Origin of the sequence: Enterobacter cloacae complex sp. I1M (assembly GCF_014982425.1) — a bacterium.
GTDB classification, from domain to species: domain Bacteria; phylum Pseudomonadota; class Gammaproteobacteria; order Enterobacterales; family Enterobacteriaceae; genus Enterobacter; species Enterobacter intestinihominis.
In genome coordinates, this window is the sequence record NZ_JADCLG010000017.1 from 48401 (window position 1) to 60907 (window position 12507).

General features: G+C 50.8%; 12 protein-coding genes and 1 riboswitch. Of the genes, 8 read left to right on the top strand and 4 right to left on the bottom strand.

Annotation, left to right across the window (positions count from 1 at the left end):
- Positions 1-14: 14 nt before the first annotated feature.
- The 7 genes from INF86_RS10705 to arsH all read left to right on the top strand — a co-directional run bounded on the left by INF86_RS10705 (position 15) and on the right by arsH (position 5455).
- Positions 15-1304 carry an arsenic transporter gene (locus tag INF86_RS10705; protein ID WP_023292087.1) on the top strand — a complete coding sequence of 430 codons (1290 nt, stop codon included), beginning with the start codon at positions 15-17 and terminating at the stop codon, positions 1302-1304.
- Between the two features lie 57 nt (positions 1305-1361).
- A complete protein-coding gene (gene arsC, locus INF86_RS10710) occupies positions 1362-1790 on the top strand; it encodes a glutaredoxin-dependent arsenate reductase (RefSeq protein WP_023292088.1) in 429 nt (142 codons plus the stop codon).
- Positions 1791-1861: 71 nt separating this feature from the next.
- Complete coding sequence (locus tag INF86_RS10715) at positions 1862-2371, top strand: arsenate reductase ArsC (protein ID WP_193543509.1); 510 nt, start codon at positions 1862-1864, stop codon at positions 2369-2371.
- Between the two features lie 137 nt (positions 2372-2508).
- Positions 2509-3006, top strand: coding sequence for a tyrosine-protein phosphatase (locus INF86_RS10720; RefSeq protein WP_047343518.1), 498 nt, complete (start codon positions 2509-2511; stop codon positions 3004-3006).
- 277 nt (positions 3007-3283) lie between these two features.
- Entirely contained in the window at positions 3284-4297 is a 1014-nt protein-coding gene (locus INF86_RS10725) for a permease (protein ID WP_193543510.1), read from the top strand.
- Between the two features lie 103 nt (positions 4298-4400).
- Positions 4401-4724, top strand: a complete 324-nt coding sequence (locus INF86_RS10730; RefSeq protein ID WP_032951265.1) for a helix-turn-helix transcriptional regulator — start codon at positions 4401-4403, stop codon at positions 4722-4724.
- Positions 4725-4732: 8 nt separating this feature from the next.
- Positions 4733-5455 carry an arsenical resistance protein ArsH gene (gene arsH, locus INF86_RS10735; protein WP_047343516.1) on the top strand — a complete coding sequence of 241 codons (723 nt, stop codon included), beginning with the start codon at positions 4733-4735 and terminating at the stop codon, positions 5453-5455.
- Positions 5456-5675: 220 nt separating this feature from the next.
- On the opposite strand, the gene crcB is transcribed toward arsH, so the two are convergent.
- The 4 genes from crcB to INF86_RS10755 form a co-directional block, all read right to left on the bottom strand.
- Positions 5676-6050 carry a fluoride efflux transporter CrcB gene (crcB, locus tag INF86_RS10740; protein WP_072059535.1) on the bottom strand — a complete coding sequence of 125 codons (375 nt, stop codon included), beginning with the start codon at positions 6048-6050 and terminating at the stop codon, positions 5676-5678.
- Positions 6051-6137: 87 nt separating this feature from the next.
- Positions 6138-7427, bottom strand: a complete 1290-nt coding sequence (gene eno, locus INF86_RS10745; RefSeq protein ID WP_047343514.1) for a phosphopyruvate hydratase — start codon at positions 7425-7427, stop codon at positions 6138-6140.
- A gap of 16 nt (positions 7428-7443) precedes the next feature.
- Positions 7444-7869 (bottom strand): universal stress protein, encoded by a 426-nt coding sequence (locus INF86_RS10750; RefSeq protein WP_047343513.1) that lies wholly within the window; start codon positions 7867-7869, stop codon positions 7444-7446.
- Entirely contained in the window at positions 7866-8774 is a 909-nt protein-coding gene (locus INF86_RS10755; protein WP_047343512.1) for a DHHA2 domain-containing protein, read from the bottom strand. The genes INF86_RS10750 and INF86_RS10755 overlap by 4 nt, the downstream gene beginning before the upstream one ends.
- Before the next feature lie 77 nt (positions 8775-8851).
- A riboswitch (Fluoride riboswitch) is annotated at positions 8852-8920 on the bottom strand.
- 294 nt (positions 8921-9214) lie between these two features.
- Here INF86_RS10755 and INF86_RS10760 point away from each other — a divergent pair.
- Positions 9215-12334: a hypothetical protein gene (locus INF86_RS10760; protein ID WP_193543511.1), complete on the top strand. Its 3120-nt coding sequence runs from the start codon at positions 9215-9217 to the stop codon at positions 12332-12334.
- Positions 12335-12507: the final 173 nt, after the last annotated feature.

Genomic DNA, 12507 nt, shown 5'->3' on the forward strand with positions numbered 1-12507 from the left:
CGACAGGAGGCTTTATGTGGCTGGCTGCAGCTATTTTTATTCTGACCATTGTACTGGTCATCTGGCAACCCCGGGGACTGGGAATAGGCTGGAGCGCGATGCTCGGGGCCTTACTTGCACTGATTACTGGTGTGGTTCACCCCGGTGATATTCCGACCGTCTGGCATATCGTCTGGAATGCGACAGCTGCATTCATTGCGGTCATCATTATCAGTCTGTTACTCGACGAATCAGGGTTCTTTGAATGGGCAGCCCTGCACGTCGCACGCTGGGGAAATGGCCGTGGACGATGGCTGTTTACCTGGATTATTTTACTGGGTGCTGCGGTCGCGGCGCTGTTTGCCAACGACGGTGCAGCGCTCATCCTGACGCCTATCGTTATCGCCATGTTGCTCGCACTGGGGTTCAGTAAAGGCACCACGCTGGCGTTCGTCATGGCGGCAGGATTTATCGCGGACTCCGCCAGCCTGCCGCTCATCGTTTCGAACCTGGTGAACATTGTCTCTGCAGATTTCTTTAAGCTCGGGTTCAATGAATATGCATCTGTTATGGTGCCGGTTGATATCGCAGCCATTATTGCCACCCTGGTGATGCTGCATCTGTATTTCCGGAAAGATATTCCCGCAACCTATGAAATTTCGCGCCTCAAAACGCCGGAAGAGGCTATCCGTGATCGGAGTACCTTCCGGACAGGCTGGGGGGTTCTGGCTCTTTTGCTGCTTGGATTCTTTGGCCTGGAACCCCTGGGGATCCCCGTCAGTGCGGTTGCCGCCGTCGGTGCTCTCGTCCTGTTTCTGGTCGCCAAAAAAGGACATGCGATTAATACCGGAAAGGTGCTTCGCGGAGCCCCCTGGCAGATTGTGATTTTCTCCCTGGGTATGTATCTGGTGGTCTACGGGCTGCGTAATGCCGGACTGACTGACTACCTGTCAGCTGTGCTTAATCAGTTTGCCAGCCAGGGGTTGTGGGTGGCCACGCTGGGCACGGGCTTCCTGACCGCCTTCCTCTCCTCGATCATGAATAACATGCCAACCGTCCTGGTGGGGGCACTGTCTATTGATGGCAGTACCGCGACCGGGGTGATTAAAGAGGCCATGATTTACGCCAATGTTATTGGCAGCGACCTGGGGCCCAAAATCACCCCGATAGGCAGTCTGGCCACCCTGCTGTGGCTACATGTGCTGGCGCAGAAAGATATCCGGATCTCCTGGGGATATTACTTCCGGGTCGGCATTGTAATGACCCTGCCCGTGCTGTTTGTAACGCTGGTAGCCCTGGTATTACGTTTATCCATTTCGTTGTGATTAACCTGGCACCGGTCGTCACGGACCTGTGCCTGTCAAACCTGAAGAGAGTGATTTATGAGCGCAATTACGATTTATCATAACCCGGCCTGCGGTACGTCCCGTAATACCCTCGAGTTGATCCGCAACAGTGGTGTGGAGCCCACGGTCATTTTATACCTGGAGACGCCGCCAGCGCGTGCTGAGCTGGTCAGGCTCATTGCTGATATGGGGATCAGCGTGCGTGCCCTGCTGCGAAAAAATGTGGAGCCTTATGAGCAACTGGGTCTGGCAGAGGACAAATGGAGCGACGATGAGCTGATTGATTTTATGCTGCAGCATCCCATCCTGATCAATCGTCCTGTTGTGGTCACCCCTCTGGGTACCCGGCTGTGCCGCCCGTCTGAAGTGGTGCTGGATATTCTGCCGGACGCACAAAAGGGAGCGTTCAGCAAAGAGGACGGCGAACAGGTGATTGATGCCCAGGGACAGCGTGTCGTGAAGTAACCCAGCGGTCGGGCTGTCAGTACCTGAGCGGCCCGATCATACCTTTCCGGCCTGACAGAAGGTAAGCCACGATGATAAGTAAAACATACAATGTCCTGTTCCTGTGCTCCGGGAATTCGGCACGAAGCCTGTTTGCAGAAGTGCTGATGAACCAGCTCGGCGGGGGAACATTCCGGGCATTCAGCGCCGGTACTCAACCAGCCAGTTCACCTCACCCGCTGACGCTCAGGGTGCTTAATGATCAGGGATTCAGTACTGAATCCCTGAAAAGCAAACACCTGCAAAACTTTCAGCATCCGGATGCACCGCAAATGGATTTCATTTTTACGCTCTGTGACCAGATGGCGGGAGAAGGATGTCCGGTGTTCCCGGGTGGCCCCATAACGGCTCACTGGGGGTTCAGGGATCCGGCTTCCGCAGAGGGTACCGATAAGGAGAAGTACCACGCCTTTGTGGAGGTTGAAAAACAGATAGCCACGCGCATCCGGCTTTTTCTGAGCCTTCCCCTGGATAAAATCGACCGGCTTTCATTACAGCATCAGCTGCAGGCAATGGGTAATACCGGATCTGACGAACATTAATCCGGTACCGCCCGGCCCCCTTTCTTACAAATCCTGACTGTGCCCTGAAAACGTTATCCCGGCTGATACAGACAGCACGGATAAGGTAACGGCATAACGTTGAAGATTAATAAACTAATAGCACGGAGTCTGTATTGATGTTTCACCCGTTTGATATTCTCACCCTGGACAATGGCGCCAGGCTGATATTTACTCCCTGCCCGGGAACCAGAGGGGTGTCCCTTGCTGATTCATTAAAATCCTTAAAAGAAGCCGGCGCACAGGCTGTAATCACCATGATGACGCTGGCTGAACTCAGTGAAAATGAGGCTGATGCCCTCCCTTCACTGTGCGCTAACCTTTATATGGACTGGTTTCACCTCCCCGTAGAAGACAGCTGTGCACCTGAAGCCCCATTTGAACAGGCATTTGCCCGGGAAAAAACGAATCTGCTGGCGATCGTCAGGTCCGGCGGAACGATGGTTATCCATTGTCATGGTGGTTCTGGCCGGACAGGGATGATGGCCGCTATCCTGATGCTCGAGTCAGGGTATCTGCCTGCTCAGGTGAAAAAACAGGTTCAGCAAATCAGGCCAAAATCACTGACTTCGCCGGTGCAGGTCAGTTATCTTAACAGGCGATACGGCTACCAGTAACAACGCTGTAATGGTCAGACTGTTCTGCCAGTCGAAACGTATCCGTCAGGGGCAAACCTGTCCCCTGATGGTCCGGTGGTGTGATATGTGTCTTTCAGATGCCCGGGAAGCCGGACACTGCGCTTTGTTCCGGCGTCAAGATCCCTGGCGGTACGCCAGTGCCCCCTCTCTTTTCCTGATTAATATTTCCATAATTCCAGAAATATAGTTTACAGTCATGATTGTTTGTATTACTCTTTCTGAATATTCGATATATCCGGAAGTACAGGAGGGTTATATGTCCGCAGAACTGCAGGATGTCGCCAGCATGTTTGCCTTGCTCGCCGTCGAACTGTCGGCTTTATTTTTACTTATCAGTTTGCTGGTTGGTGTACTGCAAAGGCATGTTCCGCCGGCTCGTATCGAGGCATTGCTCAGTGCCGGCCGCTTCAGAAGTTATTTTCTGGCGGCGGGCCTGGGGGCCATCACGCCGTTTTGCAGTTGCTCAACCATTCCGGTGCTGAAGGGACTCATCCGCGCCCGCGCCGGATTTGGCCCGATGATGGTGTTTCTCTTTGCATCTCCTCTACTGAACCCGGTCATTATTGCCCTGATGGCTGCGACATTTGGGTTAAGCCTGACGCTGATTTATGCCGGCGCCGCGCTTCTGGTATCACTTATCGCGGGATGGTTACTGCAGATTATGGGGTTTGATAAATACATACGCAGCGGGGTGTATGAGGGGGAGGCTCCCTGCCAGACGGTTGAACGCGGCAGTCATGTGGGCAGTGAACTCCCCTGCTGTGGCGAACGCCTGTCCGTAATCCGTTCCCGTCAGGCTGACATGACGGCAACTGTACCGGAGAATTGTTGTAAACCGCAGTCTGACGTTAATGCCTTCCCCCGCCGTTACGGCGGCTTATGGCGTGATACCTGGGCTGACTTCAGAGGTGTTTTACCCTACCTGATCGCCGGGATAGCTATCGGAAGTATAATTTATGGTTACCTGCCCACGACGTTACTTGAACGGTATGCCGGACCGGCAAATCCTTTTGCCATTCCTGTTGCGGCAATTATTGGTGTGCCCCTTTATATCCGGGCTGAAGCGGTTATTCCTCTGGCGGCTGCATTACTGGCCAAAGGGGTGGGGGCCGGTACGGTTCTGGCCCTTATCATCGGCAGTGCAGGTGCCAGCCTGACAGAACTGATCCTGTTGCGCGCCCTTTTCAGGTTCAGGCTAGTGGCAGCATTCGTGCTGGTCATTATTTCGATGGCGATAATGGCAGGCTACACAGCTTATCTCTTTTTCTGAACAGCCGATAAATATGTCCCCTGGACATTACTGCTGTCAGATTCGCAGGTTTGCTATATCTAAAAATTCCATTATTCTGGAAATACAGATTTCAGGAGGTGTTATGGATATTGTTAAGGCGGCAGATGCGCTGAAGGAGCTGGGTCATCCGACCCGGCTCGGCATCTTCAAGGAACTGGTTAAATTTGGATATACAGGCTTGCCTGTCGGGGAGTTACAGAAGCGTCTCGATATCCCGGCGTCGACGCTAAGCCATCACCTGTCGGCGCTGTTGTCTGTGGGGCTTATACGCCAGGAAAGGCAGGGACGCACCCTGTACTGCCAGCCACAGTATGAGCAACTGAGCCAGATCGTCGGATTTTTGCTGGATGAGTGTTGCATGGGCAGCGCAGCCAGTGTTTCAACAGTTACATCAACCCGTGAGTAAAGCCTGCAATGAACAAACTGAATGACAGCCTGCCAAATATTATCCCTGACATTTTCAGCGTGCCGGACTTCACAGATTACCCCGTATCCGGGATGCCAGGGCATGCACCGCGTATTTTGATGCTGTATGGATCTGTACGTGAACGTTCTTACAGCCGCCTGGCTACGGAGGAAGGCGCACGCCTGCTCACCGCCATGGGGGCTGAAGTCCGTATTTTTAATCCGTCAGGGCTTCCCCTGCCAGATGATGCTCCGGATACTCACCCGAAAGTTGCCGAGCTCCGTGAACTGGTGCGATGGTCGGAAGGAATGGTGTGGTGTTCCCCTGAACGTCATGGGGCAATGACCGGGATTATGAAAACACAGATAGACTGGATCCCACTGAGCGAAGGTGCTGTTCGCCCTTCTCAGGGGAAAACACTGGCAGTGATGCAGGTCAGCGGTGGCTCCCAGTCCTTTAATGCGGTAAACCAGATGCGTATTCTTGGCCGCTGGATGCGAATGATCACCATCCCGAATCAGTCATCAGTCGCCAAAGCCTGGCAGGAATTTGATGAAGAAGGCAGGATGAAGCCCTCAGCCTATTACGACAGGATCGTGGATGTGATGGAAGAGCTGATGAAGTTTACGTTGCTTACCCGGGGAAGAACAGCCTGCCTGGTGGACCGCTACAGTGAACGTAAGGAAAGTGCAGAGGCACTTTCTGCGAGAGTTAATCAGCGCAGTATTTAGTATCTCAGGGTACCTGCGGTGTCAGCGTCAGGAGCCCACTGAGGAGGGTTTCTGTAAACCCACCTCTGTCTGAGTAGCTGAATGTCTGCCCAGGTAAATGTCACGGGCTGCGATTGTCTTTAGCCGGATTACCGGCATTGCCTCCGGAGCCCTTCACCGGCGCAGCTGTTCTCAGGGTACACCATTAATTAAGTGCCTGATTCTGCCTGGTACCTGAGAATCATATAAGACACGTTATCAGATAAAAACCCGCCGCGGTCATCAGCAGCGATCCCATCACGTGCACCAGTACGGAGGTGAAAGCCCACGTGTAATTTCCTGCCTGCAGCAGGGTGAAAACCTCGACAGAGAATGTTGAAAAGGTAGTCAGCCCCCCACACAGACCGGTGACGATCAGCAGTTTCCAGGCCGGATCCACGTGAGGATGACGAATGAAATATGCCATTGCGCCACCAATAATAAATGCTCCCATCAAATTCACTACCAGGGTTCCGGGTGGAAGAGACGGGAAAAAACTGTTGAGTTTCATCCCCAAAAACCAACGGATAATACATCCCGCGGCCCCACCAATCATAATTGCTGCCAGCTGACTCAATGCTGCGTTCCCCACCTAAGGAAAAGAAAATAAGGCGTATACCGGGCTCATCCGGTATACGCTGCTCTGATGCCCGTGATATGCCCGTCAGAGATGACGAACAAAGGCGCTTATACCTGCATACCGGGCTTCGTTGCCCAGTTCCTGCTCGATGCGCATAAGCTGATTGTATTTTTCAATTCGTTCTCCGCGGCAGGGGGCGCCGGTTTTAAGGTGTCCCGCACGCAGCGCCACCGTCATATCGGCGATAAACGTGTCCATGGTTTCACCGCTGCGGTGCGAAATAAAAGCCCCCCATCCGTTTTCATGACACAGTGAAACTGCGTCAAATGTCTCGCTGAGCGTGCCTATCTGATTCAGTTTTATGAGGGCTGCGCTGGCAAGGTTTTCTTCAATGCCACGGCGGATATACTTCACATTGGTCACGAACAGGTCGTCGCCGACCAGTTCAGCACGCCCGCCCAGTTTGTCATGCAGATATTTCCAGCCAGCCCAGTCATCCTCTGCGAGTCCGTCTTCAAGCAGAATTACGGGAAACTGGTTCATCAGTTCCCTGTAATAATCCGTCATCTCTTCAGCACTCAGGGCGCTGTGTTCGGTGCGAAGATGATATTTCCCGTCACGATAAAATTCGCTGGAAGCCGGGTCCATACAGATACTGATGTCTTCCCCCGGACGGTAACCGGCTTTTTCAATGGCCTGAACGATGAATTCCAGAGGCTCTCTGTTTGAGGAGACGGCCGGGGCAAATCCGCCTTCATCCCCCACCGCGGCGGAGAGATCCCTCGACACAAGGATCTGACGCAGGGCCTGATAGACTTCACTGCCCTGACGAACCGCCTCAGTGAGCGTTGATGCACCGTGCGGTGCTATCATGAACTCCTGAAAGTCAGCGCCCTGACCCCGGGCATGAACGCCACCGTTAATAATATTCATGCACGGAACAGGCAGAAGACTGGCATTAAGTCCCCCAAGATAGCGGTACAGCGGCTGACGGGTGACCTGTGCAGCCAGTCTGGCTACTGCCAGCGATACACCCAGAATGGCATTGGCACCGAGCCGGCTTTTGTTCTCCGTGCCGTCAAGCTCCCGCATACTATTATCCAGCCGCCGCTGCTCCCGCACATCAGTTCCCCTGATGGCATCACAGATTTCTGTATTGACGGCCTTAACAGCATCAAGCACCCCTTTGCCACCAAAACGTTCCGGGTCACCATCGCGGCGCTCAGTTGCCTCCCGCGAACCGGTACTGGCCCCGGAGGGCACTGATGCACGAGCCATCAACCCGTCAGAAGTCCAGGCATCCACCTCCACAGTGGGGTTACCGCGGGAATCAAGTATTTCGCGAGCGGTGACTTTTTCCAGTATAAAATTCATGGCAATCTCCTGTAACTCAGTCGTAAATGTGTTTAATCAGAACATCCACGTTCAGGTGGTTAACGTATTCAGCTGAACGTGAGGTCAGCGTGCCCATAAACCGGTTACGGTGTCCTGCAATCACAAGATCGACACCGGTGTCGGTGATGCATTTCTGTATATCCTCGAAACGCCGCATGGTAACCAGCTCACGGGCATCAACGTGCTCATCCACCGAGGATGTCAGCTCACTGAGCAGCGCCTTCGCCTGGACAACATCCCTGGAGACGGCATCGTCCATCAGGCTGTCCGAGACATAGTTCATCTCCCGGTAGTCGTTACAGATGTGGGCAAGCGTGATTTTCATCTCAAGCAGACGGGACAGAGTCGCCGCCAGTGCGAGAAGGGGAACGCCATCCTCTTTCCCCTGAACCAGAACAAGTGCGTGAGTATAGATTTTCATGGCTGTCTACGGCGTTGCCTGAGGAAATGCTCGAGCCAGGGCAGAAGCTGTTTCTTGCGGCTGACCATGCCCGGTAAGGAGCATGAAGTGGCATTACTGCTCTCCGGTCCGGCGAAATAGAGTGTTGAAAAACATTTACTGATATCGGTTACCATCAGCACGATCAGCCCGGCGCCAGTATTTACCGCCATCTGCGCCATCGTATTGCGCAGTTCATCCAGCAAAGGAGCGACCTGATCAGCTGAGCTCACCTCCAGTTGGGCAATACGCACATCTGTGTCCGCAATCGAAAAGGTCTTAAGATCTTTATTCAGAAGCTGCCTGGCCGTCTGTCCGGTGATATCAGTTTTAGCGGCCAGAAGACCGTGAACAAAAGCTTTTCGTTTTATTCCCGACAGCACGAAAAGTTCAGTGGCGGTGCGAATATCGTCTGCAGTTGTGGTGGGTGAGCGCAGGTTTACCGTGTCGCTGAGCAGCGCACCAAGAAGCAGGATGCCGTGAGTCGGGGGCATGGTGCGGCGCATTTCTGCATCCATCAGCGACCAGAGTACCGTCGCACTGCTGCCTGCCGGTTTTATCCAGACCTCCGGCGGCAGTAACGTGATCAGTCCCCCCAGCCGGTGATGATCGATAATCCCGATGACATTACTCTCAGGAAGGTCAGCAGGCCCCTGCGCCGGTTCGGTAAAATCGACCAGCCATACCCGTTCCCCTTTCAGGGGGAAATCGAGAAGGGGTGGCAGGGGGAGACCGGCTGTTTCAAAAATATAGCGGGTTTCCGGGTTCGCTTCACCGGTCCTCCACGCACGGGAAGGACGGCCCTGTCTGGAAAGCCAGTCAGCTGTGACAGCGGCGGTACAGATGGCATCACTGTCCGGATTGAGGTGACCAAAAACATTAATCAACGATGTATCCCCGTTAAGGGAAGTATACAGGCCGGAAGGATTTACGGACGGCCTGACATACCTCCTGAAATTCAAGAGTCATATCAGGCGTCATCAGCCCCGGACGGGGCGGTTGGGAAAGGTGGAACGCCATCACCTTGACACCAGTATAAGTCAGAAAAAAGACTCTGTCAGTCAGCATTTTTCTGCATAACTGACACCTTGGACCAACGACATATTTGGTGGGCTCCACTTTGTCCGGAACATCAGATTATGGCCAGATGGCGCTCGCTGTACGCTTACCCATTTCGCACGTTTCACGTCAGGCCCCCAAAAATACCAGAACAGAATAACGGGATGACGAATCTTGCATGAAGGTTATCGGGTGACATTTTTCAAAGAAAAAATGGTCTCTGTGGCTTATTATTCCTGGAATTTCTTATGGATAATGCAGGATAACTATGTTTGGAAAACTCCTCACAAGTGTCTCATGGCAGGTCAGGGCTGAGTTGCGCCGTAGCCTGAAATCGAACCAGGATTACAAAAAACTCACATGGAACCCGATAGAAAGAGTTCTGGTTTCCTGCTCCACCCATTACATTCGGGCTATGCTTTTTCTCTGGTTCGCGGCCGTCGGTGCTGTTGGTGTGGCGGAATACTTTCGCCCTGTATTGCATCCGTTCGCTCTTCAGCATCTAAAGGGGATTACTCTCCTTTCAGGATGGATGTCTAATTTACTGGGTAGCCAGTTGACTATTATCGGTATTGTTTTTCCACTGGTCGTGGGTCTTATTAGTGTTCTGTTTCAAAAAAAATCAGCAAGGATCCATATCCAGTCAGCGTATCAACTTCACTCCGGATATATGTTTGCTGGCCTGAGTGGTCTGTCTCTTGCCGCATTTATTGTATTAGGCGGTATGACGTTATCAATTGGTGACAGATATCTTAATACAGCTTTCGCCGTTACCGCATTTGTGTGGATGTTTTTCAATATTTTTCTGTCTATCTGGTTCTTTGTTTCCAGCCTGAGTGTTCTGGATGAGAATAAGCGCGATCGTCTTATGAATAAATATTTCTTGTCACAGGTGGTGGATGGTTACATTCAAAGTGCATGCATTGTGGCGAGGCTGCGATATCCGGGGGTTCACATCGGTGAGGTTTGTCCCGGTAGAATTAAAATACTTCCTTATTCAATATCTGAAGAGGAAGAAATGACTCATTTGAAATTTCATGTCAGTAAAACTGATGTTGTTAAAGATATCTATATTAAGCCACTTTTATTCCTGCTGAGAAGGCTAAAAGCAGTGGATGGACAGAATGCTGAAATTATCATTTTGCCCTCTTTCGGTGTTCGTTCCGGTGAACTGATTTTATTGTCATTGAAAGGTGTCATACCTGTTTCAGGAGTATGGCGGTGGTTATTGAGGCGTTGCTTTATGACAGGGGCTTCTGAGAACAAAAGGGATCTGGATGATATTACTTTTGATTTCTTTGGTGAGGCTTACGATGCACTTAACGATAAAAACATCAGTGTATTCAGGACTGGTGTTGAACGATTAACGGATACCTATACATCTATTAAAAGAAGTTACAATTACGGGAGCGACAGAAATTATCTGGATGAAGTGAAAGAATCAGGTTTTAGCCATGCATTCAGTGATTCATTCCATTATGAATTGAGAAAATTTTTTCGTGAAACCGTAAAGTCAACAGAATATTCTGGCGAATATTTCCGTGAATCTATGGCTATTCCATTACATGTGTACAGAAAAACACAGAGCTCTCGTTTTACTGATTTCAGACAATTTATACTTTCGCTTTTCAGGGTATGGCATGTGTTAAACGAGTGGAAAGCGGGACTGGGGGGGCCTCTGTCGGCCAGCCAGGAGCAGACTCACCAGGCGCTTATCCGTGATTTTATCGGCCTGTGGGAGGGCTGGAGTATGGGCAGGATCATTGGCAGCCCCGGGAGTGAAGATTCTCCCGGTCGTCTGATGTATCATCTGCATAACACCGCCAGGCTGCTTATCCCGTCAGTGGTTGCCGATAATGCTTCTTCCGTGCGATATGCTCATGACGTTCTCTGTCTCTGGTTTAACCAGCGCCGATTTTCACGGTACTGGGAGGAAGAGTACCGCTGGCACAGTTTCTTCCTGACTCCGGATTATCTGTCTCTGGAGGAAACAGATCCGCAGTGGGACATGTTACTCAGGGGAAGCCCCTATAAAAAGAATGCGGCCTTATCCATTATATTTGCCAATGCCTTATCTGATTTGCGACTGTTAATGGCAGGCTATCTTATCGCGCATTTCGAACCGCAGGAAAATGTAAGCTTAGCTGATCTTGTTAATCATCTCATTATGTCTGAACTATATGAAAAAAGAGACGCTCACGATACGCTGACGCCTGCATTCAGATATTCTGTCGATATCATTGATATGATACTGAGAATTGAGAACGGTAATCTTCATGCGAATACAAACTGGCACAGTGAGTTATCAGAAACCATTGAGGTCATGAACTCTTATAATGAGAGGCCTTACATTCCCGGGCGGGTGTATACAGGAGTAAATGAGGATGTTGGGAGCCTCTACGGAGCGTTTTCTTTGCTGGCTATAAAGCTCGCGAGATCAGCTGAACAGGTTACGCAGCGTGTTAGTGAGGCTCTGGTTGGCGGTATATTTTCCTATTCCAGTAAGATCCGAATAATATCTGTTCTTCAGCGACTGAAGCGGGATCCATCAGTCCCTTATGAAGGCTATATCATTTCAGAAGTGGAGTATGCAACGAATGTGGTGTTCTTTAATAATGTTCTGGATAAATATATTGAAGTCTTCAGTCGTAGCAAATCAGCAGATATTGTTGCTGCCGAAGTAGATCTTGAACGTCTCAGAAACACCGATAATCGTCTGACAAAGGAACTTCCGGGAGCATTGTCTGAAGATACTTTACTTAAAAACTTCACATTGTCTCAAAATTCTGAATGTGATCGCAACTGGCTGGTGAGATACATTCCTGTTGGTGTTTCCAGGGATTATGTTGCCAGGGAAATTAATCAGAATGTCTACGGAGATTTCCCCGCGATATCAGAAGTGAAGAGAAATATTCTTCACAGACTTCATTATTTACTGTGGAAATCTCAGGCTAAATTAACGATTGAGGTCAATAAACTCGATACGCTGTTAATGGAAGTAGTGCAACGGTCCGCTGATAAGAAAAATTACATTCTGGTGGTTTATGGTTCCCGCTTTAGCGAAGAACTGAGGGAGCTGGTCCATCAGCCGGAAAGGCATGATACGTTTAGCCTACATGTTGATGTGCACGCCAGAGATATCCGTTCTCTGCCCTTCAGGGTCAATAACTGTCTTATTTACCTTGTTCTCAATTCCGAACAGGAATTTTCGCTTATGGTCAGTACTGAATCGTTTGGTGAACTCAGGCTGTTCAGGTATCCGGATGGAACCCTTTTCAACACCTTCTACCGCAGCAGCGACGATCCACTCGAAGGTGTGATGAAAACGCTCTGGGAAATGGAGATGGAAATCACCGATACACCAGTGGCGCGGTTTGAACATCGCTGATCAATATTACGGTGACCCCTGATGGGGTCGCTGTTAAATTGCACTGGGGTTTATAATTAGTTTAAATTTCGCCATTTTTGGCAATAATATCGAATTAACAACCCCCCCCCTTTTTTGTAATTTCCCAGCAACAATTCTTTTTCTCCTCCGCCTGGATCCGGAAATTACCAAAA

Coding starts and splice junctions, on each gene's coding strand:
- INF86_RS10705 (WP_023292087.1), top strand. CDS start 15: ATGTGGCTGGCTGCAGCTATTTTTATTCTGACCATTGTACTGGTCATC.
- arsC (WP_023292088.1), top strand. CDS start 1,362: ATGAGCGCAATTACGATTTATCATAACCCGGCCTGCGGTACGTCCCGT.
- INF86_RS10715 (WP_193543509.1), top strand. CDS start 1,862: ATGATAAGTAAAACATACAATGTCCTGTTCCTGTGCTCCGGGAATTCG.
- INF86_RS10720 (WP_047343518.1), top strand. CDS start 2,509: ATGTTTCACCCGTTTGATATTCTCACCCTGGACAATGGCGCCAGGCTG.
- INF86_RS10725 (WP_193543510.1), top strand. CDS start 3,284: ATGTCCGCAGAACTGCAGGATGTCGCCAGCATGTTTGCCTTGCTCGCC.
- INF86_RS10730 (WP_032951265.1), top strand. CDS start 4,401: ATGGATATTGTTAAGGCGGCAGATGCGCTGAAGGAGCTGGGTCATCCG.
- arsH (WP_047343516.1), top strand. CDS start 4,733: ATGAACAAACTGAATGACAGCCTGCCAAATATTATCCCTGACATTTTC.
- eno (WP_047343514.1), bottom strand. CDS start 7,427: ATGAATTTTATACTGGAAAAAGTCACCGCTCGCGAAATACTTGATTCC.
- INF86_RS10750 (WP_047343513.1), bottom strand. CDS start 7,869: ATGAAAATCTATACTCACGCACTTGTTCTGGTTCAGGGGAAAGAGGAT.
- INF86_RS10760 (WP_193543511.1), top strand. CDS start 9,215: ATGTTTGGAAAACTCCTCACAAGTGTCTCATGGCAGGTCAGGGCTGAG.